This is a genomic window from Bordetella parapertussis (assembly GCF_020735925.1).
In the GTDB taxonomy this organism is placed as follows: Bacteria; Pseudomonadota; Gammaproteobacteria; order Burkholderiales; family Burkholderiaceae_B; genus Bordetella; species Bordetella pertussis.
Genome location: NZ_CP085971.1, coordinates 1,454,894 through 1,481,103, shown reverse-complemented (window position 1 = coordinate 1,481,103; position 26,210 = coordinate 1,454,894). Strand labels below are relative to the sequence as shown.

30 protein-coding genes are annotated in these 26,210 nt (G+C 68.8%); 15 read left to right on the top strand and 15 right to left on the bottom strand.

The genetic code is table 11. From position 1 onward, the window contains the following. Positions 1–53 precede the first annotated feature (53 nt). The gene (locus LK409_RS07065; protein ID WP_010928220.1) at positions 54–884 is read right to left on the bottom strand and encodes a phosphoenolpyruvate hydrolase family protein; all 831 of its coding nucleotides are present in this window, start codon (positions 882–884) and stop codon (positions 54–56) included. A gap of 9 nt (positions 885–893) precedes the next feature. After that, positions 894–2,102 carry a Tm-1-like ATP-binding domain-containing protein gene (locus tag LK409_RS07060; RefSeq protein WP_010928219.1) on the bottom strand — a complete coding sequence of 403 codons (1,209 nt, stop codon included), beginning with the start codon at positions 2,100–2,102 and terminating at the stop codon, positions 894–896. Positions 2,103–2,265: 163 nt separating this feature from the next. Between LK409_RS07060 and LK409_RS07055 the strand changes: the two genes are divergently transcribed. Further along, a complete protein-coding gene (locus LK409_RS07055) occupies positions 2,266–2,949 on the top strand; it encodes a TetR family transcriptional regulator (protein ID WP_010928218.1) in 684 nt (227 codons plus the stop codon). 64 nt (positions 2,950–3,013) lie between these two features. On the opposite strand, the gene bapB is transcribed toward LK409_RS07055, so the two are convergent. Then, positions 3,014–4,831, bottom strand: coding sequence for an autotransporter BapB (gene bapB, locus LK409_RS07050; protein WP_010928217.1), 1,818 nt, complete (start codon positions 4,829–4,831; stop codon positions 3,014–3,016). A 316-nt stretch (positions 4,832–5,147) separates the two neighbouring features. After that, positions 5,148–7,745 (bottom strand): ATP-dependent chaperone ClpB, encoded by a 2,598-nt coding sequence (gene clpB, locus LK409_RS07045; RefSeq protein ID WP_010928216.1) that lies wholly within the window; start codon positions 7,743–7,745, stop codon positions 5,148–5,150. Positions 7,746–8,067: 322 nt separating this feature from the next. Here clpB and btr point away from each other — a divergent pair, with 322 nt between their 5' ends. Continuing rightward, positions 8,068–8,796 carry an oxygen-responsive transcriptional regulator Btr gene (btr, locus tag LK409_RS07040; protein ID WP_003810448.1) on the top strand — a complete coding sequence of 243 codons (729 nt, stop codon included), beginning with the start codon at positions 8,068–8,070 and terminating at the stop codon, positions 8,794–8,796. After that, positions 8,793–9,947, top strand: coding sequence for a hypothetical protein (locus LK409_RS07035; protein WP_003818585.1), 1,155 nt, complete (start codon positions 8,793–8,795; stop codon positions 9,945–9,947). The genes btr and LK409_RS07035 overlap by 4 nt, the downstream gene beginning before the upstream one ends. A 36-nt stretch (positions 9,948–9,983) precedes the next feature. Here the strand turns inward: LK409_RS07035 and LK409_RS07030 are convergent, their stop codons facing one another. From LK409_RS07030 to LK409_RS07005, 6 genes are all read right to left on the bottom strand, one after another. Then, on the bottom strand, positions 9,984–10,325 hold the full coding sequence (locus LK409_RS07030) for a 2Fe-2S iron-sulfur cluster-binding protein (RefSeq protein WP_003810446.1): 342 nt from the start codon (positions 10,323–10,325) through the stop codon (positions 9,984–9,986). After that, a complete protein-coding gene (locus tag LK409_RS07025; protein ID WP_003818582.1) occupies positions 10,322–10,939 on the bottom strand; it encodes an NUDIX domain-containing protein in 618 nt (205 codons plus the stop codon). Before LK409_RS07025 ends, LK409_RS07030 begins: the two co-directional genes overlap by 4 nt. A gap of 49 nt (positions 10,940–10,988) precedes the next feature. Beyond that, positions 10,989–11,207 carry a DUF3820 family protein gene (locus LK409_RS07020; protein ID WP_003810443.1) on the bottom strand — a complete coding sequence of 73 codons (219 nt, stop codon included), beginning with the start codon at positions 11,205–11,207 and terminating at the stop codon, positions 10,989–10,991. A 24-nt stretch (positions 11,208–11,231) separates the two neighbouring features. Continuing rightward, complete coding sequence (locus LK409_RS07015; protein WP_003810441.1) at positions 11,232–11,558, bottom strand: hypothetical protein; 327 nt, start codon at positions 11,556–11,558, stop codon at positions 11,232–11,234. Between the two features lie 144 nt (positions 11,559–11,702). Further along, positions 11,703–12,608, bottom strand: coding sequence for a sigma-70 family RNA polymerase sigma factor (locus LK409_RS07010; RefSeq protein WP_003810439.1), 906 nt, complete (start codon positions 12,606–12,608; stop codon positions 11,703–11,705). Next, positions 12,601–13,047 carry a carboxymuconolactone decarboxylase family protein gene (locus LK409_RS07005; RefSeq protein ID WP_041937171.1) on the bottom strand — a complete coding sequence of 149 codons (447 nt, stop codon included), beginning with the start codon at positions 13,045–13,047 and terminating at the stop codon, positions 12,601–12,603. Before LK409_RS07005 ends, LK409_RS07010 begins: the two co-directional genes overlap by 8 nt. A 226-nt stretch (positions 13,048–13,273) precedes the next feature. Between LK409_RS07005 and LK409_RS07000 the strand changes: the two genes are divergently transcribed. Then, the gene (locus LK409_RS07000) at positions 13,274–13,702 is read left to right on the top strand and encodes a copper resistance protein NlpE (RefSeq protein ID WP_003818579.1); all 429 of its coding nucleotides are present in this window, start codon (positions 13,274–13,276) and stop codon (positions 13,700–13,702) included. A gap of 7 nt (positions 13,703–13,709) precedes the next feature. Here the strand turns inward: LK409_RS07000 and LK409_RS06995 are convergent, their stop codons facing one another. The 3 genes from LK409_RS06995 to LK409_RS06985 all read right to left on the bottom strand — a co-directional run bounded on the left by LK409_RS06995 (position 13,710) and on the right by LK409_RS06985 (position 15,175). Continuing rightward, positions 13,710–13,928 carry an oxidoreductase-like domain-containing protein gene (locus tag LK409_RS06995; RefSeq protein WP_003810433.1) on the bottom strand — a complete coding sequence of 73 codons (219 nt, stop codon included), beginning with the start codon at positions 13,926–13,928 and terminating at the stop codon, positions 13,710–13,712. 11 nt (positions 13,929–13,939) lie between these two features. After that, positions 13,940–14,824 carry a hypothetical protein gene (locus LK409_RS06990; protein ID WP_010928214.1) on the bottom strand — a complete coding sequence of 295 codons (885 nt, stop codon included), beginning with the start codon at positions 14,822–14,824 and terminating at the stop codon, positions 13,940–13,942. A 156-nt stretch (positions 14,825–14,980) separates the two neighbouring features. Next, positions 14,981–15,175, bottom strand: a complete 195-nt coding sequence (locus LK409_RS06985; RefSeq protein ID WP_033447023.1) for a hypothetical protein — start codon at positions 15,173–15,175, stop codon at positions 14,981–14,983. Between the two features lie 285 nt (positions 15,176–15,460). Between LK409_RS06985 and LK409_RS06980 the strand changes: the two genes are divergently transcribed. From LK409_RS06980 to LK409_RS06940, 9 genes are all read left to right on the top strand, one after another. Then, a complete protein-coding gene (locus LK409_RS06980) occupies positions 15,461–16,141 on the top strand; it encodes an RraA family protein (protein WP_010928213.1) in 681 nt (226 codons plus the stop codon). Next, positions 16,138–17,340: an aminotransferase class I/II-fold pyridoxal phosphate-dependent enzyme gene (locus LK409_RS06975; RefSeq protein ID WP_003810425.1), complete on the top strand. Its 1,203-nt coding sequence runs from the start codon at positions 16,138–16,140 to the stop codon at positions 17,338–17,340. Before LK409_RS06980 ends, LK409_RS06975 begins: the two co-directional genes overlap by 4 nt. Before the next feature lie 162 nt (positions 17,341–17,502). After that, complete coding sequence (locus tag LK409_RS06970) at positions 17,503–18,219, top strand: ABC transporter substrate-binding protein (protein WP_010928212.1); 717 nt, start codon at positions 17,503–17,505, stop codon at positions 18,217–18,219. A gap of 103 nt (positions 18,220–18,322) precedes the next feature. Further along, a complete protein-coding gene (locus tag LK409_RS06965) occupies positions 18,323–19,012 on the top strand; it encodes an amino acid ABC transporter permease (protein ID WP_003810422.1) in 690 nt (229 codons plus the stop codon). Beyond that, positions 19,005–19,694, top strand: a complete 690-nt coding sequence (locus LK409_RS06960; protein ID WP_003810420.1) for an amino acid ABC transporter permease — start codon at positions 19,005–19,007, stop codon at positions 19,692–19,694. The genes LK409_RS06965 and LK409_RS06960 overlap by 8 nt, the downstream gene beginning before the upstream one ends. A 19-nt stretch (positions 19,695–19,713) precedes the next feature. Then, a complete protein-coding gene (locus tag LK409_RS06955) occupies positions 19,714–20,451 on the top strand; it encodes an amino acid ABC transporter ATP-binding protein (RefSeq protein WP_003818574.1) in 738 nt (245 codons plus the stop codon). 112 nt (positions 20,452–20,563) lie between these two features. Beyond that, positions 20,564–21,499: a LysR family transcriptional regulator gene (locus tag LK409_RS06950; RefSeq protein ID WP_010930233.1), complete on the top strand. Its 936-nt coding sequence runs from the start codon at positions 20,564–20,566 to the stop codon at positions 21,497–21,499. A 345-nt stretch (positions 21,500–21,844) separates the two neighbouring features. Next, entirely contained in the window at positions 21,845–22,708 is an 864-nt protein-coding gene (locus LK409_RS06945) for a DMT family transporter (protein ID WP_010928210.1), read from the top strand. 88 nt (positions 22,709–22,796) lie between these two features. Next, complete coding sequence (locus LK409_RS06940) at positions 22,797–22,940, top strand: hypothetical protein (protein WP_153566172.1); 144 nt, start codon at positions 22,797–22,799, stop codon at positions 22,938–22,940. A gap of 10 nt (positions 22,941–22,950) precedes the next feature. Here the strand turns inward: LK409_RS06940 and LK409_RS06935 are convergent, their stop codons facing one another. Continuing rightward, positions 22,951–23,361 carry a VOC family protein gene (locus tag LK409_RS06935; RefSeq protein WP_003810412.1) on the bottom strand — a complete coding sequence of 137 codons (411 nt, stop codon included), beginning with the start codon at positions 23,359–23,361 and terminating at the stop codon, positions 22,951–22,953. Between the two features lie 174 nt (positions 23,362–23,535). Here LK409_RS06935 and LK409_RS06930 point away from each other — a divergent pair, with 174 nt between their 5' ends. Beyond that, positions 23,536–23,748 (top strand): YdcH family protein, encoded by a 213-nt coding sequence (locus tag LK409_RS06930; RefSeq protein ID WP_010928209.1) that lies wholly within the window; start codon positions 23,536–23,538, stop codon positions 23,746–23,748. Between the two features lie 98 nt (positions 23,749–23,846). On the opposite strand, the gene LK409_RS06925 is transcribed toward LK409_RS06930, so the two are convergent. After that, positions 23,847–25,142 (bottom strand): MFS transporter, encoded by a 1,296-nt coding sequence (locus LK409_RS06925; RefSeq protein WP_010928208.1) that lies wholly within the window; start codon positions 25,140–25,142, stop codon positions 23,847–23,849. A 109-nt stretch (positions 25,143–25,251) separates the two neighbouring features. On the opposite strand from LK409_RS06925, the gene LK409_RS06920 reads away from it, so the two are divergent. Further along, positions 25,252–26,142, top strand: coding sequence for a LysR family transcriptional regulator (locus tag LK409_RS06920; protein ID WP_010928207.1), 891 nt, complete (start codon positions 25,252–25,254; stop codon positions 26,140–26,142). Positions 26,143–26,210: the final 68 nt, after the last annotated feature.

Here is a 26,210-nt window from a genome sequence, read left to right as displayed (position 1 = left end):
GCCGCAGCCGCCTGCTTGCACATCCCGGCGCGGGCCGGCGGCCCCGCCGGCCCTCAGAAACTCAGCTGCTTGAACGCGCGCGTGGTCGCCGTCAGCGCCTGTTCGGCAGGCAGGCGCTCCATGGAGCTCGCGCCGTAGAAACCGTGGCAATGCCTGCAGCGCTGCAGCACATGGGCGGCGTCCTGCGGCGTGGCGATCGGTCCGCCGTGGCACAGCACGATCACGTCGCCGCGCTCGGCCAGCGCCGCGACGGCGATCGCGTCGATGCGCGCCACGCAGTCATCCAGCGACAGCGCGGTCTCCGCGCCGATGTTGCCGCCCGTGGTCAGCCCCATGTGCGCCACCACGATGTCGGCGCCGGCCGCGGTCATCGCGCGCGCCTGGTCCGGATCGAAGACGTAGGGCGTGGTCAGCAGGCCCTTGGCGTGCGCCAGGCGGATCATCTCGACCTCCAGGCCATAGCCCATGCCGGTTTCTTCCAGATTGGCGCGGAACGTGCCGTCGATCAGGCCTACCGTGGGGAAATTCTGCACGCCGGAGAAACCGACCCGGGCGAGCTCGTCGAGAAAGGCGTCGAAATTGCAGAACGGATCGGTGCCATTGACCCCGGCCAGCACCGGCGTGTGCCGCACGACCGGCAACACCTCGCGCGCCATGTCCAGCACGATGTCATTGGCGTTGCCATAGGCCAGCAGCCCGGCCAGCGAGCCGCGTCCGGCCATGCGGTAGCGGCCCGAATTGTAGATGACGATCAGGTCGACGCCGCCAGCCTCTTCGCACTTGGCCGACAGGCCCGTGCCCGCGCCGCCGCCCACGATCGGCTGGCGCCGGCGCACCATGTCCTGGAACTTGTCGAGCAGGGCCGAGCGTTCAAAACGCGGCATGGCGATACCTCATTGGCTGATTTCGTGAAACTGCTCGACCGCGGCGCGGGCGAACAGCGGATCATTGATATGGCAAGGCACGCGCACCAGGCGGCGCCTGTCGGTCTGCCGCACATGGTCGTACAGCGCCTGGAACAGCGCCGCGTCGGCGGCCTCGTCGTAAAACGCCTGCCCCGGCGCGTCCAGCGCCGACACCCCGCCCTCCGGAATCAGGAAACGCACCTGGCCTTCGCAGCGGTTCAGCCGCTCGGCGATCCACGCGCCTTGCCGGGCGTTTTCCTGCGCCGTGGTGCGCATCAGCGTCACCTGCGGATTGTGCGGGTAGAGCAGGCGCTCGCGGCAGGCCGCCGGCACCGTGTCCAGCGCGCCGAAATTGACCATATCCAGCGCGCCGCACGATCCCACGTAAGGCACGCCGCTGCGCGCAATGGCGCCGAAGCGGTCGTCGGTGCAGGCCAGCACGCCGCCGAACAGAAAGTCGCAGACTTCGGTCGTGGTGAGATCCAGCACGCCGGCCAGCAGCCCGCTGTCGGCCAGCTTTTCCATCGATTGGCCGCCCGTGCCGGTAGCGTGGAACACCAGGCAATCGTAGCGGTCGTGCAGCGCCGCCGTCACATGCTGCACGCAGGGCGTGGTCACCCCGAACATGGTGATGCCCACGGCCGGCCGGCCATCGTCGGCGATCGGCTGGCGCGCCTGGCGGAATGCGCCGGCGATCGCTCCCGCGGCATTGGCCAGCACGCGCCGCGAAATGCGGTTCAGGCCCGCCACGTCGGTCACCGAATACATCATGGCGATGTCGGACGGCCCGACATAAGGCGCCACGTTGCCCGAGGCCATGGTCGAGACCATCAGCTTGGGCACGCCGACCGGCAATGCGCGCATCGCCGGCGTAACCAGCGCCGTACCGCCCGAGCCGCCGATGCCCAGCACCGCGCCGACATCGCGCTGGCCCGCCAGATAGCGTTCGAAAGCCAGCGCCATCGCGACGATGGCGCTGCCCCGCTCGCCCGTGAAAACGGCCTGCGCGCCCTGCGGGTAGCAGGCCGCCACCTCCTGGGCCGACACCATGGCCGGCGATCCCTGGCCGCTGGTCGCCACGTCGACCGTCACCACCATGACGCCGTCGCGGCGCAGCAGCTGCCGCAGATACTCCGCCTCCTCGCCCTTGGTGTCGTAGGTGGCGGCGAGGTAAATCCGCTGTTCGATCTCTTGCATGGCTCCTCCGCTGGGCGAGCTACACTGATGGATCCCGGTGTCTCCGGCAGACAGCACGCCAGGAAAAATGAGACGAAAGAATCATATTGAGACCAGTGTCTCACGTCAATCCGCTGGGGCGGCCGACACGGCCGCAACGCAGACGTTACCCGAATCAGCGCCGTTGATCGCGCCGGCCAGTCCACAGGCCGCGCTCAGCGGCGAACCGCCGCACGGTCCGCGGGCCCGCATGCGCAGGACCTTGCTCGATACCGCCCAGCGCTTGATGGCCCAGGGCATCACCCCCTCGGTGGCCGAACTGGCGGAAGCCGCGGCGGTCTCGCGCGCCACCGCCTACCGTTATTTTCCCAGCCAGAGCGCGCTGATTGCCGCGGTGGTGGACCAGAGCCTGGGCCCCATCCTGCAATGGCGGGCGCAATCGGACGATACGGCCGAACGCATCGACGAACTGCTGCGCTTTGCCTACCCGCACCTGCAACAGCATGAAGCCTCGCTGCGCGCGGCCATCATGGTGTCCTTGCAGCAGTACGCCGAAGCCAGCGCCGGACAGAACCCCGATACGCCGCGCCTGGTGCGCGGGCATCGCGTCGACACCCTCAAGCATGTCACGGCCCCGCTGGCCAGCCAGCTCGAGCCTGCCGCGCATCAGCGCGTCATGCGCGCCTTGTCCTTGCTGTATGGCACGGAAGTCTTCCTGATCCTCAAGGATATCTGGCACCTGGAGCTGGACGACATCGTGGACGTCGTGACATGGGCCGCACAGGCCATCGTCCGCCAGGCGCAGCAGGAAGCAGGCCTGACGCCGGACCCCGGCAAGCCGCGCGGCAAGCGCAAGCAAATGCCGTAGGCCTGTCCCTGCTGCGGCAAGGGTGCCGGCCCCGCCGGGACAGGCCCCCCCGCCATACGATGCGCTACCAGGCGTAGCGATAGCCGATGTGGAAGGTCCACGGCATGGTCTGGCGGCTGCCCTTGGCGTACTCGTACGAGCCGTACAGGCTGCCGTGCTTGCCCAGCTGCGAGGCCACCCCCACGGCCAGTTCGGCGCGCCCGCCATCGAGCCGCACCTTGTGCCGGATGTCGTTGGTGCGCACCGTGCCCTTGCCGTCGAACTCCTGCACCCAGCTCAGCTTCATGTAGGGCTGCACCACGCGGCCATCGCCCAGGTCGAACTGCCGCCCCACGTGCAGGCCCAGGCGGCCCAGCATGGAGTTCGTGCCGTCGTCCTTGATGCGCAGGCCGTTGCTGGCGGTGTAGTCGGCCCCTTGCGCACGGAAGGCGGCCACCTCCAGCTGCGGCTCCACGTACCAGGCGCCGGGCCACGTGAAGCGCTTGCCCAGTTCCAGCGACGCGCCCACGCCATTGCCGCGGTACTGGCCGCGCACGCGCCGGCCTTGCGTGTCGTGCACCTTGAACTCGTGCGAGAACCGACTCACCCGCACGATGCCGTCCAGATAGAAACCGCTGTTTCCGATATAGGTCGCGTAGGCGCCTACGTGCACGCTGTCGTCATCACCCGTGCCGCCGTGCCGGAACTTCAGACTGCCCTGGCTGTAGCCAGCCACCGCGCCCACATGCCAGCGGCCTTCGGCCGCCGCCAGCGCGGTATCGGCGCCCAGCTCGAAGCCGCCCACCGTCTGGCGAAATTCCCGCGCCACCCCGTTGTCCAGCTTCTGGCGCTGCGTGAAGGCCCGCCCCCACACCCCGCCCGCCGCGGGCGTCAGGCGCAGCTCGCCCATGCGCTTGCCCAGCGCGTTCATCTCGGCCTGCCACAAACCTTGCGCGGCGCTGGCCGTGCCCACCGCCGCGTTGGCCGTCGGCGTCAGCGTGCGCGTGCCCGGCAGGTACACCGCGTCGCCGGCCGGCCGCGCAGGTGGAACGGCCGGCGGTCGAGCTGCCGGCGGCTCGGCCGGCGGCGGCACGACAGGCGGCGCCTCAGGTTGCGCTTGCGGCGGCGCTTCGGGCGGGGCTGAAGGCGGGCCGGACTTGGCCGGAGGCGCCAGCCATTTATCGAGGTCTTTGCGATACTCCTGCGTCGCCTTGTCCGGATCCGGTTCGACGGGCGGCTTGGACCCGGGCGCCACCCATTTTTCGAGACCCGCACGGATTTCGTCCAGCGTCTTGCGAGGCTCGGGCGGATTGTTCTTTTGCGCCCCCGGAACCAGCCACTTGCCGAGGTCCTCGTTCGGCATTACCCCGATTTTTTCGGGCGCCTTGCCAGGCTCGGAGGGGCTGCGCTTTGCGGCATCCGGCGCCAGCCAACTGCCGAGGTCCTGCTGCAGGATCCCGCTGATCACGCGATCGCCGCCTGAAGCAGGCGGCGTGTGCGGCAAGGCATCGGGTGACGGCATGGCAGGCGCGCCGGGCGATGCGCCGCTCACGGGCGCCGCTGGCGAGCCGGAAGGGCTGCCGGGCCGGACCGGGGCAGGCCTGCTCGACGGCGCCAACCATTGGTCCAGGCCGCCGGCGCTCAGCGAGCCGAAGCCTGCCATGCCCGCGGCCGCTGCCTGCTTCCCCGGCGGCGAGACCTCGGGCGTCTTTCGGCTGGGCGGGGCCAACCATTGGCGCAGGTCGTCCAGGCCCGCGCCAGTGGCCCAGGCGGGCGCCGCGCATATCGCGCCCGAGCCCGCCAGCGCGGCGAGCCGCCAACGCCAGCAATGGCGCCAGGAAGCCGGAGCGCGATGCACGCGCCGGCCGACGCGCACGCGATGCGATTTTCGATGGATGAACATAGGCTAAGACTTGTCTTACGTACACCCACATGAATGAGCATGCCGTTTATCAAGAATGATCCGCACACTTGCGAAAATGGAAGCACTCGACTAAGCATTTCCATACACAAGCGCACAACCAAGTCTCCTATCGGCATTGCCCATCCGGCCATAGGCAAGTTGTTCGCGAATGGTGTCGCATCGGCCTTTCTTCGCACTGAAGCCACCACAAGGCCACCCTGAAATCGCGATGCGAGCGAACAGAAAAAACCCCTGGTCCATTGGATCCAGGGGTTGAGAGGCAGGGCGCCGCGCGTGGCGGCGCCTGTCGGCGGCGTTATTGCAAAGTGCGCGTGAAGACGAACTTGCCGTCCTGCCAGTCGACCGGCACCACATCGCGCGGTCCGAACACGCCTTCGAGAATCAGCTTGGCGACCGGGTTCTCGATCTGCTGCTGGACGGCCCGCTTGAGCGGCCGGGCGCCGAACACCGGGTCGAAGCCCGAGCGTGCGATTTCCGCCAGCGCCGCATCGGACACGTCCAGGCGCATCTCCTGCTTCTCGAGACGCTCGCCCAGCCGCTTGAGCTGGATCCGGGCGATGGACTCGATGTGCTGGGCTTCCAGGCCATGGAAGACCACGACTTCATCGATACGGTTCAGGAACTCGGGGCGGAACGTATGCTTGAGCTCGTCCCACACGACTTCCTTGATGACCTCGTACGGCTTGCCCGCCATGCTTTGTATGTGCTGCGACCCAAGGTTGGACGTCATGACGATGACCGTATTGCGGAAGTCCACCGTGCGCCCCTGGCCGTCGGTCAGGCGGCCGTCGTCGAGCACCTGCAGCAGCACGTTGAACACGTCGGGATGCGCCTTTTCGACCTCGTCGAGCAGGATCACGCTGTACGGCTTGCGGCGCACCGCCTCGGTCAGGTAGCCCCCTTCTTCGTAGCCCACGTATCCCGGCGGCGCGCCGATCAGGCGCGCCACGGAATGCTTCTCCATGAACTCGCTCATGTCGATGCGGATCATGTGCTCTTCGGAGTCGAACAGGAAATCCGCCAGGGCACGGGTCAGCTCCGTCTTGCCCACGCCGGTGGGCCCGAGGAACAGGAACGAACCATACGGACGCGACGGATCCGCCAGGCCCGCGCGCGAACGCCGGATGGCATCGGAAACCAGCCGCACGGCTTCGTCCTGGCCCACGACGCGCTTGTGCAGGAAATCTTCCATGCGCAGCAGCTTGTCGCGTTCGCCCTGCATCATCTTGGCCACCGGGATGCCGGTGGCGCGCGAGACGACCTCGGCGATTTCCTCGGCGCCCACCTGGGTGCGCAACAGGCGCGGCTTGCCGCTGTCGGATTCGCCGGCCTCGCGCTCGGCGCTGTCGGCGGCCTTCAGGCGCGCCTCGAGCTCGGGCAGCTTGCCGTATTGCAGCTCGGCCAGCTTGTCGAACTGGCCCTTGCGCTGCAGTTCGGCCATCTCGGCGCGCACGCGGTCGATCTCTTCCTTGATGGCCTGCGTGCCCTGCACGGCGGCCTTCTCGGCTTTCCAGATTTCCTCGTAGTCGTTGTATTCGCGCTGCAGCTTCTCCAGCTCTTCCTCGATCACGGCCAGGCGGCGCATGGAGGCGTCGTCGGTTTCCTTCTTGACGGCTTCGCGTTCGATCTTGAGCTGGATGATGCGCCGGTCCAGGCGGTCCATCACTTCGGGCTTGGAGTCGATTTCCATGCGGATGCGCGCGCCGGCCTCGTCGATCAGGTCGATTGCCTTGTCGGGCAGGAACCGGTCGGTAATGTAGCGGTGCGACAGCTCGGCCGCCGCCACGATGGCCGGATCGGTGATCTCGACGCCGTGGTGCAGCTCGTAGCGCTCCTGCAGCCCGCGCAGGATGGCGATGGTGGATTCCACGTCGGGCTCGCCGACCAGCACCTTCTGGAAGCGGCGCTCGAGCGCGGCATCCTTTTCGATGTACTTGCGGTATTCGTCCAGCGTGGTGGCGCCGATGCAATGCAGCTCGCCGCGCGCCAGCGCCGGCTTGAGCATGTTGCCGGCGTCCATGGCCCCTTCGGCCTTGCCCGCACCGACCATGGTGTGCAGTTCGTCGATGAAGACGATGTTCTGGCCGTCGTCCTGGGCCAGCTCCTTGAGCACGGCCTTCAGGCGTTCCTCGAACTCGCCACGGAACTTGGCGCCGGCAAGCAGCGCCGCCAGGTCCAGCGAGAGCACGCGCTTGCCGCGCAGCGTCTCGGGCACCTCGTCGTTGACGATGCGTTGCGCCAGCCCTTCGACGATGGCGGTCTTGCCGACGCCGGGTTCGCCGATCAGCACGGGGTTGTTCTTGGTGCGGCGCTGCAGGATCTGTATGGTGCGGCGGATTTCGTCGTCGCGGCCGATGACCGGATCCAGCTTGCCCTGGCGGGCGCGCTCGGTGAGGTCCAGCGTGTACTTGGACAGCGCCTCGCGGTTGGACTCGCCTTCCGCGCCCGAGACGTTCTCGCCGCCGCGCACGGCGTCGATGGCCGCTTCCAGGGCCTTCTTCTGCAGGCCCGCCTCGCGCAGGATGCGGCCGGCGTCGCCCTTGTCGTCGGCCAGCGCCAGCAGGAACAGCTCGCTGGCGATGTAGGTGTCGCCGCGCCGCGCGGCCTCCTTGTCGGTGCGCACGAGCACGCTTTGCAGCTCGCGCCCGACCTGGACGTTGTCCTCGCCCTGCACCTGCGGCAGGCCCTTCAGGGCGCTGTCGATGGCCGGCTGCACGCGGTTGACGGCGACGCCGGCGCGCGCCAGCAGGCTGGCCGCGCCGCTGTCGGGGTCGCCCAACAGGGCCGCCAGCACATGGACGGGCTCGATATAGGGATGATCGTTACGGGCGGCCAGGCTTTGCGCGTCCGCCAGGGCCTGCTGGAACTTGGTGGTAAGTTTGTCGAATCGCATAATGTACGGTTAGCAGATGAGAGAGCCCGACCGGGGTCGCGGTCAGCCCGATGATCTGAAAATGCGGGCAATGCAGGCCATTTCAAGACCTTGCGCCCGCTCCTGTTGCCGTTATGACGACTTGCTCGTTACAACACCTTGTCCCGCCAGCATATACGCATTCGTCCAAGCCGCGCCATGCGGCCGGGCGGGCCGGCCGCGGCGCGCCATGTTGTAACCACTCCGTCAAGCTGCCGCGCGCGGTCCGGTCTACAATGTAACGATTCCTAGCGTGCCGGGCGCTCGCGGCGCACCGGCTCTTACGCATTGCCAGAGGTATCACATGCAAAGACGGGTTCCCCTTTCACCAGATGCGGCACACTGTTCCAGCTGCATGCTGGGGCACGTCTGCGTCCCCGTGGGCATGCCTGCCAACGAAGTCGAGAAACTGGACGAACTCGTCAAGGAGCGCGTGCGCGTGGAGCGCGGCAAATCGCTCTACGAACTCGACGATCCCCTGGACGCCGTCTACGGCGTGCGTTTCGGCTCGCTCAAGACGCAGCTCGAGGATTCCAGCGGGCAGCTGCAGATCACCGGTTTTCATCTGCCCGGCGAAATCGTCGGCCTGGACGGCATGATCGAGAGCAAGCACGTCTCGAGCGCCGTCGCCCTTGAAGACTCCGAGGTCTGCGTCATACGCCTGCCGGAAATCGACCGCGTCTCGACCCAGCTGCCATCGCTGCAGCAGCAATTCCGCCGCCTGATGAGCCGCGAGATCACCCGCTCGCACCAGATGCTGGCGACGGTGGGCGCGATGCGCTCGGAACAGCGGCTGGCCGCCTTCCTGCTGAATCTGTCGCAGCGCTACGCGGCGCTCGGCTATTCCTCGACCGAATTCGTGCTGCGCATGAGCCGCGAGGAGATCGGCAACTACCTCGGCCTGACGCTGGAGACCGTAAGCCGATTATTCTCGCGCTTCGGCCGCGAGGGCTTGATCCGCATCAATCAACGCGAAGTCCGCCTGATCGACCTGCCCGGCCTGAAGCAGTTGATCGGCCAAGAAAGCTGTTGACCGGCACGCCGCGGGCGCCCATGGTATCCGGCCTTTTCCGCATAGGCGCGCTGCTGGCCGCCGGACTGCTGTGCGGGGGCGCATGGGCGCAGGACGCCGAGGCCGACCCCTACGGTGATCCCATCGTGGCGCCGCGCGCCGCGCCGCCGCAGTGGAAGCCGCTGAAGATCGGCCCGCCCGGACACCGCTATGCCTTCCCCCTCTACAGCAGCAAGAACCTGGAGCGCGACGACCTGCGCGGCATCCGGCGCCTGGTGATCGTCCTGCACGGGGTCAAGCGCAACGCGGCTTCCATCCACGGCACGGTGACGGCGCTGTTCGCCGCCAATCCCGAGCGCGCCGAAGACACCCTGGTCATCGCGCCCAAGTTCGCCAGCGCCATCGACGCGGGCTTTGCCGCCATGCCGGCCTGGCGCCGCGCCTCCTGGGAGGACGGCGAGCTCAGCATGCAGGCCAGGGGGCGTCCGGCGCCGGTCAGCTCGCTGCAGGTGCTCGACGACCTGTTGCGCGAGCTGAGCGATTCGTCCCGCCTGCCGGCCCTGCGCACCATCGTGCTGGCCGGCCATTCGGGCGGGGCCCAGCTGGTGCAGCGCTACGCGGTGCTCAACAGCCTGGACGAGACCCTGCGCCGCGAAGGCCTGACGCTGCAATACGTGGTCGCCAATCCGTCCTCGTACCTGTACCTGTCGCCCGAGCGCCCACGCGCCGACGGCAAGGGGCATGCCCCCTACGAGCGCGGCATCTGCCCCACCTACAACCAATACAAGTACGGACTGGATCACCTGCCCGCCTATGCGCGCGGCCTGGACCCGGCCAGCCTGCCGGCGCGCTATGCCCAGCGGCACGTCACCTATCTGCTGGGATCGGCCGACAACAACCCCGAGCATCAGCTGCTGGACAAGAGCTGCGGCGCCGAGGCGCAAGGCGCCACGCGGCTGGCGCGGGGGCTGGGGTATTGGCGCTACGAAGCCGGCGTGCTGGCGCCGCGCCTGCCCAGGTCGGTGGCGTGGCACCACGACGCCCAGGAAGTGGTGGATGCCGGCCATGACGCCGCGCAGATGTTCAGCTCCAGCTGCGGTGCGCGCGCGCTGCTGGGCGATCGCAGCGCGCCGCTGCCCGACGGCCCGGCCTGCCTGCCCGCCCGGCGCTGAAGCGCGGCCCCGGGGCGGCCCGGGCTGTCCGCCCCTTCAGGCCCGCCGGGCGCCTGTCAACAGCGTAGAGGGCGGCGGCTTGGGCGGCAAGGGCGTTGCCTGCGGCGCCTCGATGGCCACCGGCCCAAGCGCCTGCGCCACGCAAGGCAGGATCCAGCCCTGCGCCTTCTCGTCGGCGCTGACGCCCGGCCATTCGACCAGATAGGCGACTTCGCCCGCGACCAGGCGGCAAAGACAGGTGCGACAGGTTCCGTTGCGACAGGAACTGGGCAACCGGATGCCGGCGCGCGCGGCAGCCCGCAGCAAGGACTCGCCGGGACGCGCGTCGAACCGCCAGCCCTGCGGGCGGACCTCCACCTCGTGGCCCGCCGGATTCATGCGGGCTGCCAGTCCAGCGGCCAGTCGCCAGCCAGCACATTCTGCAGCCACAGCACGCAGGTCAGCGTCTTGGCATCGGTAACGCGCCCTTCGCGGCAGGCTTGCAGCAGCTCGGGCACGGTCGCGCTGTGCACATCGAGGAATTCGTCTTCGTCCAGCTGGCGCGTGCCGGCCCGCAGCTGGCGCGCGAAGAAAATGTGGATGATTTCGGTGGAGTACGCGATGGCCAGGTGCAGCGCGCCGGCGCTGGCCCACTGCCCGGCCGTATAGCCGGTTTCCTCGAGCAGTTCGCGCCTGGCGCAAGCCAGCGGGTCTTCGCCCGGATCCAGCTTGCCGGCCGGGAACTCGGTCATGACCTGGCCAATGGGGTAGCGGAACTGCCGCTCGAGCAGCACCCGTCCGTCATCGAGCAGCGGCACCACCACCACGGCGCCGGGATGCACGATGTATTCGCGCGTGGCGGTGCGGCCGCTGGGCAGGCGCACGGTGTCGCGGCGCGCCTTGAGGAACCCGCCATCGCACAGCGTTTCGCTGCTGACCAGGGTTTCGACGAGATGGGAGGAATCGGACGGATCGGCGCTCATGGCATTCGCGGGCATGCGGGCGGCCGACACGGCCGCGCGGAAAAGAGCCAGCTTACCATCGCCGGCGCGGCGCAGAAGGTCAGGCGCGCCCGCCGCGCAAGGGCTTGAGCAGGTCGCGCAGGCCGTTGTGATCCAGCTCGTGCATCAGCGCCAGCAGGCGGCCGATCTCGCCGGCCGGAAAACCGTTGCGCGCGAACCAGGCCAGGTAATGGCCCGGCAGGTCGGCCATCAGGCGGCCCTTGTACTTGCCGTAGGGCATTTCGCGCTCGACCAGCAGCGCCAGCAATTGTGGATTCATGGACGCCGCCTGATGTACCCGGTCTCAGCCCGCCTGGCGGCGCGCCTCCAGCTCTTTCAGGCATTGCGCCACGCCGGCGCGCATCTGCTCGTTGGACACGGCGGCGCGGTCCGAGACTTCGCGGCAACGCTGGTACTCGCGCACGCTCTCGGGGGTGTCGCGAATGGGAACGGCCGCGGCGCCCGGCGTCTCGGTGATGCGCAACGTCGAGGGCGGGGACTGGCTGCCATCCTTGGACGGCGCGCTGGGATACTGGTATTGCTGCTGCACGGCCTGCGCCTGGGCCGCCGAGGCGGCGGCGCACAAGGCCGCCAGCAGGCCGGCGGCAAGAATGCGGTGGGTGGTCTTCATGGTTACCTCGTGACGATACGGTGCGCCGGGCGGCCGATGGCGGCCGCCGGATGGCTGCGCCTATGGTAGCCCGGCGCGGCCGCGCCCGTGCGTGCCAATCGGCAACAAGGGCAACAAGAGCGCACGCCTGCCCGCCCCGGCGGATCAGCCGGTGAATCGGGCCAGGTGCGCCAGCTTGTCGGGGTTGCGCATGATGTAGACGCGGACGATGCGCCCGCCGCACACGCCCAGCGAAATCGTGCGCGGCAGCCCGTCGCGCTCGATGCCGTAGATGGCCGGCATGCCGTTGAGCTGCACGATGCGCACCGACGACAGGTCGCTCTGGCCCTTGCGCGCCAGGCCGGCGAAGGCGCGCACGATATTGGCGCGGCCCAGGATGGGGCGCATGAACGCCAGTTTCTTGCCGCCGCCGTCGCTGTGCAGCACCGCGTCATCGGCCAGCAATTGGCGCAGGACATCCACGTCGCCATGCTGCGCGGCGTCGATGAAGGCGCGCGCCAGCCGGATACCCTCGCTTTCTTCCACGGCAAAGCGCGGCCGCGACTCGCGCACGCGGTTGCGGGCGCGCGCGGCCAACTGGCGGCAGCCTGCCTCGGTGCGGCCCAGCGTGCCGGCGATCTCGGCGAACGGCACATCGAACACATCGTGCAGCAGGAAGGCGGCGCGCTCGGATGCGGACAGCCGTTCCAGCGCCAGCATCAGCGCCACCGACACGTCATGCGCGATCTCGCCCGGGGCCGCGCCGGCATAGGCCTGCGCGTCCGGCAGGGGCTCGGGCAGCCAGGGGCCGACATAGACCTGGCGGCGCACGCGCGCCGATTTGAGCACATCCAGGCACAGGCGGGTCGCGATGCGCGAGAGAAACGCGCGCGCATTGTCCAGCGTGGCCGGATCGATCTCGCGCCAGCGCAGCCAGGTTTCCTGCACGATGTCCTCGGCCTCGGACCAGGAGCCCAGCATCCGGTACGCCAGCCCGTACAGGTGGCGCCGGTGCGGCTCGAAATCGTCCGCGCCCGGCGTATCGATCGTAATGGCGGCGGTTTTACTCATTGACGGGATGCAGGCTGCGGAACCCCACTGCAATCCGGTTCCACGCGTTGATGGTATTGATGGCCATCGTCAGGTTAACCCGTTCCAGTTCGTCGAAGTGGGTCGCCAGCTCGGCATAGTCCGCGTCGGGCGCCCGGGTCTGCGCCAGCAGCGTGAGCGCTTCGGTCCAGGCCAGCGCGGCGCGCTCGCGCGCCGTATACAGCGGCGATTCGCGCCAGGCATTGAGCAATTGCAGGCGCAGCTCGCTCTCGCCCTGCCTGCGCGCCTCGGTATAGTGCAGGTTCAGGCAGAACGCGCAGCCATTGATCTGCGAGGCGCGCATCTTCACCAGTTCGAGCAGGCTGTGCTCCAGGCCGCAATCGTTGACGTACGACTGCAGGGCCATCAGCGCCTGCATGGTCCGAGGGGCGACGGTGTAGGGATTCATGCAGGGCTTCATGCGGTTTCTCCGAGGCGGCCCCCCACCATGGCGGACCATGCAGACAAGACGAGGCGGCCCCGGCCCGCGTGACAGGCGGCGCCATCAAAGATGAAACAAAAAATTTCAACCTGCCGCGTGGATGCCCGCTGATTGCGCCGGCGAGGCATGGGCAGTCAATATCCGGTTACCCTGCCAACCGCAACGCCAGCTATGGTTGGCGTTGATCAGCAAAAAGGAGCGCATCTTGAAAACCCTGCTACCCGTATTGGCGCTTGCCGCCCTGCTGTCGGCCTGCAACGCGAACGCTCCCTCGGATACGCCCGAGGGCGCGCCGCCGCCCGATACGCATACCTCGCGCAATTCGCTGGACTGGCAAGGCACGTACCAGGGCGTGCTGCCATGCGCCGACTGCCCCGGCATCCGCACGGTGCTGACCCTGCGCGCCGACAACACCTACCAGTTGCAGACCCAGTACCTGGAGCGCCAGCCCCGCCCGGACACGGTGCAAGGCAGATTCGGCTGGCTGACGGGCGACAACGCCATCGAGCTCGACAGCGCCGGCGATCACTACCGTTACCAGGTCGGCGAAAACCGGCTGACCATGATGTCGCAAGACGGCACCCTGCCCAGCGGCCCGTTGGCCGAGCACTACGTGCTCAAGCGCAGCCAGTGACGGCTGGTCAGGCGTCGCCGCCGCCGGCCGCCTCGGGATGGCGTGCGCGCCAGGCGCGCAGCGCTTCCTGGTAGCGCTCGCGCGCCTCGTCGTAGAGATCGTAGACGCACGGAATGCAGCCGCTCTGGCAGCAGTCGGAGGGCTCGGGCGGCTCGGGCGGCTGCGGCCTGGGGTCGCCGGCCACGGCCTGGTCGGGAAGTCTTTGCATAGTCCTAGGATACGCCATGCGCCGCGGCGCTATGCCTGCGCATCCAGGGCGGCCGCGCCGATCCAGTGGCCGCTGAGCAGCGGCCCGAGGCAACGGGCGGCGGCGACCCGCGCCGAATCGGGCCAGGCATCGACGCGCACCCGCAGTCCGGCGTACACGCCGTGCCCCTCGCCGGCCTCGATGCGCCCGCCCGCCTCCAGGCCTTCGCCCGAGCGGATCGCACCGTCGGCCACGATATCGTGGCCGGCAATCATGCCCCAGCCCGTTTCCACGTGGCCGCCGGCCAGGATGGAGCCGCCGGCCTGGATGCCGCTGACCACGTTGATATCGTATTCGGCCTGTACGTCCTGCCCCGCGCGGATGCCTTGCTCGCATTTCAGAATGCCGCCGCTGACCACCGCGTCGCCCGCCCGGATGGGCCCGACCACGCTCAGGTCGCCGCCGGTGCGGATGTCCCAGCCGGCGCGCAACTGTCCGCCCACCGTCAGGCGCTTGCCCACCTGGACGCCCCATGTGGTCTGGATATCGCCGCCGGCCTGGACGTCGCCGTCGCAGGCGATGCTGCCGCGCGCGTCGATGCCTTCGCCGGCCTGCACCAGCGTGCCGGCGCGAATGCCGGCGCCACAGACGATATTGCGTCCCGCGCGCAGCACCCCGTCGACGGTGATCCCGCGCCGTACCGTCACGGTGCCGGCGAACACCAGGGCCGGCGCGTCCAGCGTATCCAGGTTCAGCACCTGATCGGTGGGGCCGAACTGGTCGATCAGCCACATGGCGTCGTCGATGCGGCCGGCCTCCACCAGCGCGTCGAGCACGGACTGGTACTCGCCATGGCCGTTGTGGTCGCGCAGGAACCACCGGTATCCGGCCGTGCAGGGGTTCTTGGCTTTGACGAAATTCTTGGTAAGTTGCATAACGCTATCGGACAGGACGAGACATGGCGCGCCACGCAGGCTCGAGGCCGGTCCGGCCCGCGCATCCGCCAGGGGTGCGCGCGAGCGGGCCGGGCCGCCGCGTGGCGCAATGCGCCACCGCGGGCGGTGTGGCGGGGAAATGGCGTGCTTGTCTGCTCAGCCGGGTTTGGCGCGCGCATAAGCCGAACGCGCGGCCACCTCGTACGAGGCCAGCAGCATGGCCCGGCGTGCGAGATCGAGCGCGTCGATGGCGCCCAGGCCATGCGCCGCCCGCGGCGCGCAACGCTGCGCCCACCGGCGGGCGGTCCCGGCGGAAAGCGTGGTGCGGCTGGCAGGAGCTGTGGCGTTCATGACCGTCGATAGCAAGCGGCGCGCCTGCTCCAGCCCTTTCGGGAACAGTACGCGCCGACCAAAAGAAGACCGCCTCGACAAGCGGTCGCGCCCATACTACCAGCCCGGGCGGCGGCGTCAAGCCAGGCGGCGGGCCCGGCGCGGCGGCACGAATAAGGGTTTACCCTTACAATAACCATTCACGAATTAATTTCGTGCAGGGCGTGGAATTTATATCGTTTTGAGGAATGCACACCGACGTCTTGTAATGCAAGCCTGTTCCGTGACGTATCTAGTTCCATTCCCATGAGTTCTATCGGTTTCCGTATCCTTCCCCTGCCCGAGCCGCCCGCGGCCGATGAGGTGCTGGCTGGCTTCGCCCAGATCGGCACGGCCCAGATCAGCGATTGCATGGGCCGCCTGTACGGCGTGCAGGGCCTGCGCCCGCTGCATGCCGGCGCTGCCCGCATCGTCGGCCGCGCCATCACGGTCAAGACGCGCCCGGGCGACAACCTGATGATCCACAAGGCCATTTCGCTGGCCGGCCCGGGCGACGTGATCGTCGTCGATGGCGCCGGCGAGACGGCCAACGCCCTGGTCGGCGAACTGATGATGATGGACGCGCAGTCGCGCGGCGTGGCCGCCTTCGTCATCGACGGGGCGGTGCGCGACCTGGATGTGTTCCAGCAAGGCGCGTTCGGCTGCTTTGCGCGCGCCGTGTCGCACAAGGGGCCCTACAAGGACGGCCCCGGCGAGATCAACGTGCCGGTGAGCATCGGCGGCCAGGTCGTGGCCGCCGGCGACGTCATCGTGGGCGACGCCGACGGCGTGGTTGCCGTACCGCTGGCCCAGGCCGGGGCAGTCCTGGCGGCGGCCCGCAGGAAAGAGGATGCCGAACTGGCAGCCAAGGAGAAGCTGCGCGCCGGCACCTATGCCAAGCCCTGGGTGGACCGCATCATCGCCGAGAAGACCGGGGACGCGCAATGAGCATCGTCGCCGACAAGATCAAGCGCATCAAACTGTCGCCCAGCGTCGCCACGCGCGCCATCGTGGCCCAGCTGCGCGAGGAAGGCCGCCGCGTCATCGACCTGACGGTGGGCGAGCCGGATTTCTCGACCCCCGCGCATATCTGCGAGGCCGCCATCGCGGCCATGCAGCGCGGCGAAACCAAGTATCCGCCGGCCCAGGGGACGATGGCGCTGCGCAAGGCGGTACGCGCCCGGCTGCGGGAAGAAACCGGCGTCGACTACCCCGAAGGCCACATCATCGTTGGCACCGGCGCCAAGCAGGTGCTCTACAACGGCCTGGCGGCCACGCTGAACGAGGGCGACGAGGTCATCATTCCGGCCCCCTACTGGGTGTCGTACCCCGACATGGTGCTGGTCAACGGCGGCGTGCCCGTGGCGGTGACCGCGACGCCGGCCACCCAGTACAAGCTGACGCCGCAGGCGCTGGAGGCGGCCATCACGCCACGCACCAAGTGGCTGATGATGAACGCGCCCAGCAACCCCACCGGCGCCATCTACACCGCCGACGAATGGCGCGGCCTGGCCGAGGTGCTGCGCCGCCACCCGCACGTCTGGCTCATGACCGACGACATCTACGCACGGCTGAACTTCACCGCGACGCCGACGGTGCATCCGCTGCAGGTGGCGCCCGAACTGGCCGAGCGCACGCTGGTGGTCAACGGCGTGTCCAAGGCCTATGCGATGACGGGCTGGCGCATCGGTTATGGTGCGGGTCCGGAGGCCTTGATCAAGGCCATGGCCATCCTGCAATCGCAGAGCACTTCCGGCGCCTGCTCGATCAGCCAGGCGGCGGCGCGCGAGGCGTTGGCCGGCCCGCAGGATTGCGTGGCCGAATTCGCCCGCACCTTCAAGGCCCGGCGCGACGCCGCGGTGGCGGCCCTGCAGGGCGCGCCCGGCCTGTCCGTGGTGATGCCCGAGGGGGCCTTCTACGTGTTCCCGGACTGCGCCGGCGTGCTGGGCAAGACCACGCCCGACGGCCGCGTCCTGGAGACGGATACCGACTTCGTGCACTACCTGCTGCGCGAAGCCGGCGTGGCGGTGATCGACGGCACGCCGTATGGCGTGCCCGGCACCTTCCGGCTTTCTTTCGCAGCGGCGCTGGAGGATATCCAGCAAGGCTGCGCGGCCATCCGCGCGGCGTGCGAACGCCTGGCCTGAGCGCAACCCGATCGGCGGCGGGCTCGCGCCCGCCGCGGCTTTTTCGACAACCAACAAGGGGATCGATGATGAAACGCAATGTTCTTGCCGTGCTGACGATAAGCCTGCTCGGCCTGGCCGGCCCACGCCGACCAGCTCGACTATATCAAGGCGCGCGGCGAATTGCTGTGCGGCACGCTGGGCACCTCCCAGCCGTTCAGCTACCAGGACGCCGCCACCCGCACCGTGGTGGGCTACGACGTGGATATGTGCAAGCTGGTGGCCGACAAGCTGGGCGTGAAGGTCAACTACAAGCTGCTGTCGGTGGCCGCGCGCGTGCCCGAACTCAACGAAAGCCGCGTGGACATCCTGGCCGCCAACCTGGGCTACTCGCCCGAGCGGGCCGAGCAGATCGCCTTCAGCCACACCTATTACGTCAGCCCGCAGAAGCTGCTGGTGCGCAAGGACTCGAACCTGCAGACCATCGAGTCGGTCAACGGCCGCCGCGTGGCCGCCACCAAGGGTTCCAGCTCGGAGCGCGAGATCAAGCGCATCCTGGACAAGTCGCAGGTGCTCGGTTTCACCGACAGCTCGGCCTCATACCTGGCCCTGCAGCAGAAAAAGGTCGACGCGCAATTCGCCTCCGAACTGGTGCTGGTGCGCCTGATGCTGCAAAGCCCGCCCACCGCGCCCGTCTCGATCATCGACAAGGCGGTGTTCGACGAGCCGTGGGGCCTGGGCATGCGCAAGTCCGAAACCCGCTTCATCGCCAAGGTGAACGAGATCCTGGACCAGGCCGAAGCCTCCGGCGAGGCGCAGCGCCTGTTCGAGAAGTGGTTCGGCGCGCAGACCCCGTACAAGCTGCAGCGCTCGTTCAAGATCGGGCCCATCGCGGGATGACGCCCCGGCGCGCCGGCCTGCGCCCGGACCTTGGCGCGCCATCCTGCCGCGGCGTGCGCCCCCACCAAGGCGCCGCCGCGCAGTCGTTTCCGGAGTTCTACGCGTGTTTTTTCTAGACGCCCATTATCTATCCCAGCTCGCCGATGGCATGATGACCACGGTGCAGCTGTTCCTGGTGGCCTGGGTGCTGGCCTTCACACTGGCCGTGCTGCTGGTCGTGATACGCACCACCAACCTGGCGCCGTGCCGCTGGTTCGTGGACGCCTACGTCGAATACCACCGCAACGTGCCGCTGCTGGTGCAGGTGCTGTTCTGGTACTTCGGCATGCCCGAACTGCTGCCCGAAGGCGTGCGCGGCTGGCTCTACCAGCACAACGCGGAGCTCTCGCTGGCCGCCATCGCGCTGGGCCTGGGCTCTGCCGCCTACATCGCCGAGGACATACGCAGCGGCCTGCGCGCGATCCCCGGCACCCAGTTCGAGGCGGCCCGCGCGCTGGGCTCGTCGTACCTGCAATGCATGCGCCACGTCATCGTGCCGCAGGCGCTGCGCATTTCGATCCCGCCGCTGGTCGGCCGGGCCCTGCTGCTGTTCAAGAACACCAGCGTGGCCATGGCGATCGGCGTGGTCGAGCTGACCTACCAGGCGCGCGAGATCGAGAACGAGACCTACCGCACCTTCGCCACCTTCGGCGCCGCCACCCTCATGTACCTGCTCGGATCCTTCCTGCTGATGTTCATCGGCTCGCGCGTGTACGCCCGCTACAACATCGGAAGCGGAGGCCGCCGTGCTTGATATCCTGCATGACTACTGGCCCATGCTGCTGGTGGGCCAATATCCCAACGGCCCGCTGGGCGGCCTGGCGCTCACCCTGATACTGGCGCTGCTGGGCCTGCTGCTGTCCATGCCGCTGGCCCTGCTGATCGCCATCGCCCGGGTCAGCCCGTTTCGCGGCCTGCGGGTGGCCAGCCGCCTGCTGGTCAACACCGTGCGCGGCATGCCGCTGCTGATGCTGATCTTCTGGGCCTACTTCGCCGTGCCCAAGCTGACGGGCGGAAGCATCAGCGGCTTCTGGACCCTGGTCACCGCGCTGGTGATCTACGAAAGCGCCTATCTGTCCGAGGTCATCCGCTCCGGCATCGAGGCCATTCCCAAGGGGCAGATCGAAGCGTCGCGCTCGCTGGGCGTGGGCTACTGGACGACCATGCGCAAAGTGGTGCTGCCGCAGGCGCTGTTCAACGTGCTGCCCAGCATGACCAGCCAGTTCGTCTCCACCATCAAGGAGACCTCGCTGGGCTATGTGATCAGCGTCAATGAGCTGACCTTCGCGGCCAACCAGGTCAACAACCTGGTGCTGACCCAGCCGCTGCAGGTGTTCGGCATCCTGGCCATTATTTACTTCCTGGTGTGTTTCAGCCTGAGCCGCAGCGTGGCCTGGCTGGACAGCTGGGTACGCCGCAGCCGCAGCATGGCGTGACGGCGGGAGGAATCACAACATGATCAAGCTAGAAGGCGTCAACAAGTGGTACGGCGAGCACCATGTGCTCAAGGATGTGAGCCTGGAGGTCGGGCGCGGCGAAGTGCTGGTCGTGTGCGGCCCGTCGGGCTCGGGCAAGTCCACGCTCATCCGCACCATCAACCGGCTCGAGCCCATCGGCAAGGGCGTCATCCGCATCGACGGCCAGGACATCCATGCCAAGGGCGTGAACATCAATACGCTGCGCCGCGGCATCGGCTTCGTGTTCCAGCAGTTCAACCTGTTTCCGCACATGAGCGTGCTGGACAACGTGACGTACGCGCCGCTGCACATCCTGAAGACGCCGCGCCGCGAGGCAGAGGCGCTGGCGCACCAGCTGCTGGAGCGCGTGGGCATGGCGCACAAGGCGCAGGCCTACCCCGGCGCGCTGTCCGGCGGCCAGCAGCAGCGCGTGGCCATCGCCCGGGCGCTGGCGCTCAAGCCGCCCATCATGCTGTTCGACGAACCGACCAGCGCGCTGGACCCGGAGATGGTCGGCGAAGTGCTGCAGGTGATGAAATCGCTGGCGCGCGACGGCATGACCATGGTCTGCGTGACGCACGAAATGGGCTTCGCGCGCGAAGTCAGCGACCGGGTGATCTTCATGGACGCCGGCGAAATCCTCGAGATCGCCACGCCGCAGCGCTTTTTCAGCGCGCCCGAGCATCCGCGGGCGCAGCGCTTCCTGGCCGACATCATCGGGCACCACCCGGCCTGATGCGCAGCGACACCTTGCATGGCGCCGCGGCGCCATGAACCGGCGCATGGCGGCGGCGCCGCGGGGCGATGGTATGGTTGGGCTTTCCGATCGACAGCCCGCCTACTCTGCCATGTACACCCTGAAGCAACTCGAGGCGTTCTACTGGAGCGCCGTGCTGGGCAGCTTCAGTGCGTCCTCGCGCAAACTGCACACCACCCAGTCGGCCGTGGCCAAGCGGGTCGGAGAGCTGGAAGGGTTCGCGGGCACGCCGCTGTTCGAGCGGCGCGCCAAATCGCTGGTCCTGACACAGCCAGGCCGCAAGCTGTTCGAGGGCGCGCGCGAGATGCTCGAGCTCAACAGCCGCATGGTGCTGGACATGGCCGACCCGTCGCGCTTCGAAGGCAGCGTGCGCCTGGGCGTGACCGAGCTGGTGGCGCTCACTTCGCTGGCCGGGGTCATAGAACGGCTCAACCAGCGCTATCCGAAGATCCAGCTGGTACCCGAGATCGAGGCCGGCATCACGATGTACCAGCAGCTCGAGCGCGACGAACTGGACCTGGCCATCATGCCCGGCCCCTTCTGGAGCTACGAGTACGACTGCGTACAGCTCGGCTCGGTGACCAACGTCTGGATGGCCAGCCCTGCGCTGGCGCTCGATGCGGCGCGCGCACTGACGCCGCACGACCTGGCGCCCTTCCCCGTCATCAGCCAGCCGCAGAACTCGGCGCTGTCGCACCTGTACGATGCATGGTTCGCGCAGCAAGGCCTGTCGGTCAAGCGCGTGCTGACCTGCAACAGCCTGGCCATGATGGCGCAGCTGACCATGCTGGGGCTGGGCATCAGCCACCTGCCTTCGGCCTATTTCGACCCGCTGGTGGCGCGCGGCGCGCTGTGCCGGCTGCGCGTCCAGCCCGACCTGCCCACCATCCACTATTACGCCGTCTACAAGAAGAGCCTGATCAATCCGGTCGTCAGCACGGTCATCGACATCGCGCGCGAGACCTGCAACTTCGAGGTCGAGGGCGCGTTCCTGCCGCTGCCTCCCGGCGGCCTGCGGTCCGGTTGACGCCGCCGGCGTCCCTGTGTAGCGTATAGGGCTCCTGCGTCCCGCCACCTGGGTGCCTCCATGATCCGCTTCGGTCTGCCTTGCCCGCCCGCCGCCGCCTTTGCCGGCGGCCTGCCGCGCGCGCGCACGACCCTGGCGGGCCTGCAGGCCCCGCCGCCTGTCGTCTCACCGCCAGCCGGCCAGCTGTGCGGCGCCCCGCCGCCGCCCCGGCACGTCCGGGGCTGATCCGCAGCCCTCCCGGCCCCATACCGTCGCCGCTGCACCGCGGCCGCCTTGCGCGGCCATGGCGTGCGCGCCCGCGCGTGCGCCGGCGGCCCGTGCGTTATTCGACACAGGTGATTCGACATGCCATTCAATCAAACCGTCTGGGCCGCACGCGGCTCGACGGCGCTTTTCGTGCTGCTGTGGAGCAGCGGCGCGATCTTCGCCAAATGGGGGCTGGACTATGCCTCGCCCTTTGCCTTCCTGGTGCTGCGCTTCGCCCTGGCGCTGGCCGTCCTGACAGCCCTGGGCCTGCGCACGGGGCGCTGCCTGCCCGCGCCTGGCACGCGCCTGCGCACCGCCGCCACCGGCGCGCTGCTGCTGGGCGGCTATTCGATCTGCTATCTGCTGGCGCTGCAACACGGCGTGACGCCGGGCGTGCTGGCCACGGTGCTGGGCGTGCAGCCGCTGCTGACGCTGCTATGGCTGGAGCGCGACCTGCCGGCGCGCCGGCTGGCCGGGCTGACGCTGGCCCTGGCGGGCCTGGTGCTGGTGGTGTGGCGCAACATCGATGTGGCGCGCCTGGAGCACGCCGGCATGGCCTACGCCCTGGCCGCGCTGGCCTGCATGACGGCGGGCGCCCTGCTGCAGAAAGGGTCGCGCCAGGCGCCCGGCGCGGTCTTGCCGCTGCAGTACGCCACAAGCCTGGCGCTGTGCCTGGCGCTCGCGCCCGGACAGCCCTGGCAGGTGCAGTGGAGCCCCGGTTTCGTGGCGACCTGGCTGTGGCTCGCGCTGGTGATATCGGTCGCGGCCACGCTGCTGCTGTACCGCCTGATCCAGGGCGACAACCTGGTCAACGTGACCAGCCTGTTCTACCTGGTGCCCCCCGGCACGGCGCTGCTGGATTACCTGCTGCTGGGCAACCGGCCCGCGCCGGCCAGCCTGGCCGGCATGGCGGCCATCGTTGCCGGGCTGGGGCTGGTGTTCGGGCGCCGGCGCGCGCATTGAGCATGCCGGACAGGATGCCTTGGCAACGAGCCGGCGCGGCGCTATGGTATGCGGATAGCGCCGCGCTAGCCGCGGCAGGAGACGCGCCATGAAGCGCTTGCTCATACTCGCCATGCTGGCGATCGCCGCCCTGACCGGCGGCTGCGCCGGCGAACCCGGAGCCGGCCGCCCCGCCTCTTCCATGCCGGACGATACCGGCGCTGGTGGCGGAGGCGGTGACGGCGGCTACTAGCGCCGCTGGCTCATGCAGCCGTTGGCGGCCCCTTCAATTCGACGGTGTTGCCTTCGGGATCGCTCAGATACACCGACGGCCCTTCGCCGCCGGCGCCATAACGCATGCCTGTTTCGCCCACATCCACGCCATGCCCACGCAGATAGGCGACGATCGCGTCGGTATCGAACGGCTCGACCGCCAGGCAGAAATGATCGACGTTGCGGCCCTGCGCGCCCGGCCCCGCGCCGCCGGCGCGCCCCAGCTTGCCATCGAGCGCCACCAGGTCGATCAGGGCGCTGCCGGCGCGCAGCTGGGTCAGGCCCAGTTCGGCCTGCTCGCGCTCGCCGGTACAACCCAGTACGTCGACATAGAACGCGCGCATGCGCGCCACGTCGCGCACGCGCAGCACGATGTGGTCCAACCCCTTGATCCTGAACATAGCGCCTCCACAGGTCGACGGCGCGATGCGCGCCCGTTACGCCATGATAGGCAATCGGCGCGGCGCATGGAGCGCGCGGCAATCGCTATACTGGGTTCATATCAGGAACCCGGCAATCTTGAACCGCCGCACCGTCCCCCTGGCGGGCGCGGTATTTTCATCAAGGAGGTCCCCATGTTCCCTGAGTATCGCGACTTGATATCCCGACTCAAGAACGACGATCCGCATTTCTCCAGGTTGTACGACAAGCACAACAACCTCGACCAGCATATCCAGGATATCGAGGCCGTCCGCGCCACCGGCACATCGCTGGATATCGAGAAGCTGAAGAAGGAAAAGCTGCATCTCAAGGATCAGATCTACGCGATCCTGAAAAACGGCGCCTAGCGCCCAACCCCCCCGCCGCAAGTCCGGCGCGCCGCCCCGGCAGCGTGCGCGCACGGGCCCGCGCGCGCCGTGCGGCGGCCGCGATGCGCGGCCCGGGCTCAGGCGGCGGGCGGGCGGACCGCGGCCGCCGCGCCGCGGGCCGGATTGCCCCGGTACAGCCACGCGCTCAGCCCCACCGCCCCGGCCAGCAGCGCGCCGGCCAGGGCCACCACGCCGGCCCAGCCGCCATGCGACCAGCTGCCGCCGCCCACCGAACCCAGCACGCTGGCGCTCAAGTAATAGGCCAGCAGGTAGGGCGAGGCCGCCTGCGCCTTGTAGCCGCGCGCCATCTGCCCCACCCAGCCGCTGGCCACGGCATGGGCGGCAAAGAAGCCAAAGGTGAACACGACGATGCCGGCCACCAGCACCGAGAGCGCATCGGACAGCGTCAGCAGCAGTCCCGCCATCGCGATGCTGGTGGCCGTGCACAGCATGGCGCCCCGGCCATGCCGGTCGGCCAGCCTGCCGAACAGCGTCGAAGCCACGATGCCGACCAGATAGACCACGAAAATGGCGCCGATGAAAGTCTGGCTGAGCGAGAACGGCGGCAGCAGCAGGCGGTAGCCCACGTAGTTGTAGACCGTCACGAACGCGCCGGCCTGCAGGCCGGCCAGCGCGAACAGCGCCACCAGGCGGCCGTGGCACAGATGCGCGGCCAGGCCCGCCCGCGCGTCGCGCCAGCCATTGCCGCGGCGCGGCACGAAGCGGCGCGAGGCTGGCAACAGCCAGACGAACAGGACGGCCGCCAGCAGGCCCAGCGCGCCCAGCGCGCCCAGCGCGCCCAGCGCCGCGCGCCAGCCCAGGTAGTCCGACACGAAGCCGGTGATGACGCGCCCGGTCAGTCCGCCGAACGCGCTGCCGCTGATGTACAGCCCCATCACGAAACCCAGGGTGTCCGGCTCGACCTCTTCGGCCAGGTAGGCCATGGCCACCGCCGGCACCCCGCCCATGGCGGCGCCCTGCAGCGCGCGCAGCACCAGCAGCGTGTGCCAGTCGGGCGCGAAGGCCGCCACCGTGCCCAGCGTGGCGGCGGCGAACAGCGAGACCGCCATGACGGCCTTGCGCGGCAGCGCCTGCGCCCACAGCCCGACCAGGAAAATGGCCAGCGCCAGGAAGACCGTGGACAGCGACAGCGACAGGCTGCTCTGGACCGGCGAGACGGCAAACGCCTGGGAGAACAGCGGCATCAGCGGCTGCACGCAGTACAGCAGGGAGAAAGTGGCGAAACCGGCGGCGAACAGCGCCCATTGGGCGCGATGCAGCTCGGCCGTGCCGCGCCGCAGGTAAGGCTGCCCCGGATCCGCCCCGGCATGCGTGGTGGGCGGGGTAGCGGCGACGGCGGACGGGGGCGGCATGGGGTTCTCGACAAAACGGCAAGCGGAGCACATGCCCGCCTGGCCACAGTAGACTTCCGGCCGCCATTTGTCCAATATATGAAACCTGCACCAATGATATTTTAAAAAAATGGAACTGCGTCACCTGCGCTACTTCGTCGCCGTGGCCGAAGACCTGCATTTCACCCGTGCGGCCGCCCGGCTGGGCATCGGCCAGCCGCCGCTGAGCCTGCAGATCCAGCAGCTGGAAAGGGAGATCGGCACGCCGCTGCTGCTGCGGCAGCCGCGCGGCGTGGCCCTGACCGAGGCCGGCGCCCGGTTCCTGCAGGATGCGCGCGCGGTGCTCCACGCCGCCGAGCTGGCCGTCGAGACCGCGCGCCGGCTGGGCCACGGCGAACAGGGCGACATCGCGGTGGGCTTCACGGCCTCGGCGGTCTTTCACCCGTACCTGCCCAGCGCCATCCGCGCCTACCGCGACCGCTACCCCGGCGTACGCATTGCGTTGAGCGAAAGCAATGCGCGGGCGCTGCTGGCGGGCCTGCGCAGCGGCGAGGTGGACGTGGCGTTCGTGCGGCCTCCCTATGCCCTGGACGATGAGTTCGCCAGCGAACGGGTGCTGGACGAGCCGATGCTGGTGGCGCTGCCGCCGGACCACCCGCTGTGCCGCAAGCGCACCGTACCCGTTGCCGCGCTGGCCGAACAGGACTTCGTGCTGTACCCGCGCCCCATCGGCGCCGGCCTGTACGACGCCATCATGCAGGCATGCCAGCGCGCCGGATTCACGCCGCGCGTCATCCAGGAGGCCCCGCAGATGGCGTCGATCATCAGCCTGGTGGCCGCCGGCGTGGGGATTGCCGTGGTGCCCGCGGCCATGCGCCACATGGGCGCCGCGGGCATCGTCTACCGCCCTATCCGCGGCGACGCCCCGCGCGCGCTGCTGGACATGGCGTACCGGCGCCAGCCCCGCAGCGCAGCAGTGCGCCATGCGGTCGAACTGCTGCGCGGCCGCGCCCACCCCTAGACCTGGACCCGCCCACAAGCGCCCGCCCGCTGGTATATTGGCGCACCTCGACGCGCCCGGCGTCGGCA

Bases quoted from the DNA above. Each gene is read 5' to 3' on its own strand.
- LK409_RS07065 (WP_010928220.1), bottom strand. From the start codon at position 884: ATGCCGCGTTTTGAACGCTCGGCCCTGCTCGACAAGTTCCAGGACATG.
- LK409_RS07060 (WP_010928219.1), bottom strand. From the start codon at position 2,102: ATGCAAGAGATCGAACAGCGGATTTACCTCGCCGCCACCTACGACACC.
- bapB (WP_010928217.1), bottom strand. From the start codon at position 4,831: ATGTTCATCCATCGAAAATCGCATCGCGTGCGCGTCGGCCGGCGCGTG.
- clpB (WP_010928216.1), bottom strand. From the start codon at position 7,745: ATGCGATTCGACAAACTTACCACCAAGTTCCAGCAGGCCCTGGCGGAC.
- btr (WP_003810448.1), top strand. From the start codon at position 8,068: ATGCAAAGACGGGTTCCCCTTTCACCAGATGCGGCACACTGTTCCAGC.
- LK409_RS07030 (WP_003810446.1), bottom strand. From the start codon at position 10,325: ATGAATCCGGCGGGCCACGAGGTGGAGGTCCGCCCGCAGGGCTGGCGG.
- LK409_RS07020 (WP_003810443.1), bottom strand. From the start codon at position 11,207: ATGAATCCACAATTGCTGGCGCTGCTGGTCGAGCGCGAAATGCCCTAC.
- LK409_RS07015 (WP_003810441.1), bottom strand. From the start codon at position 11,558: ATGAAGACCACCCACCGCATTCTTGCCGCCGGCCTGCTGGCGGCCTTG.
- LK409_RS07010 (WP_003810439.1), bottom strand. From the start codon at position 12,608: ATGAGTAAAACCGCCGCCATTACGATCGATACGCCGGGCGCGGACGAT.
- LK409_RS07005 (WP_041937171.1), bottom strand. From the start codon at position 13,047: ATGAAGCCCTGCATGAATCCCTACACCGTCGCCCCTCGGACCATGCAG.
- LK409_RS06995 (WP_003810433.1), bottom strand. From the start codon at position 13,928: ATGGCGTATCCTAGGACTATGCAAAGACTTCCCGACCAGGCCGTGGCC.
- LK409_RS06990 (WP_010928214.1), bottom strand. From the start codon at position 14,824: ATGCAACTTACCAAGAATTTCGTCAAAGCCAAGAACCCCTGCACGGCC.
- LK409_RS06985 (WP_033447023.1), bottom strand. From the start codon at position 15,175: ATGAACGCCACAGCTCCTGCCAGCCGCACCACGCTTTCCGCCGGGACC.
- LK409_RS06980 (WP_010928213.1), top strand. From the start codon at position 15,461: ATGAGTTCTATCGGTTTCCGTATCCTTCCCCTGCCCGAGCCGCCCGCG.
- LK409_RS06975 (WP_003810425.1), top strand. From the start codon at position 16,138: ATGAGCATCGTCGCCGACAAGATCAAGCGCATCAAACTGTCGCCCAGC.
- LK409_RS06955 (WP_003818574.1), top strand. From the start codon at position 19,714: ATGATCAAGCTAGAAGGCGTCAACAAGTGGTACGGCGAGCACCATGTG.
- LK409_RS06950 (WP_010930233.1), top strand. From the start codon at position 20,564: ATGTACACCCTGAAGCAACTCGAGGCGTTCTACTGGAGCGCCGTGCTG.
- LK409_RS06945 (WP_010928210.1), top strand. From the start codon at position 21,845: ATGCCATTCAATCAAACCGTCTGGGCCGCACGCGGCTCGACGGCGCTT.
- LK409_RS06940 (WP_153566172.1), top strand. From the start codon at position 22,797: ATGAAGCGCTTGCTCATACTCGCCATGCTGGCGATCGCCGCCCTGACC.
- LK409_RS06935 (WP_003810412.1), bottom strand. From the start codon at position 23,361: ATGTTCAGGATCAAGGGGTTGGACCACATCGTGCTGCGCGTGCGCGAC.
- LK409_RS06930 (WP_010928209.1), top strand. From the start codon at position 23,536: ATGTTCCCTGAGTATCGCGACTTGATATCCCGACTCAAGAACGACGAT.
- LK409_RS06925 (WP_010928208.1), bottom strand. From the start codon at position 25,142: ATGCCGCCCCCGTCCGCCGTCGCCGCTACCCCGCCCACCACGCATGCC.
- LK409_RS06920 (WP_010928207.1), top strand. From the start codon at position 25,252: ATGGAACTGCGTCACCTGCGCTACTTCGTCGCCGTGGCCGAAGACCTG.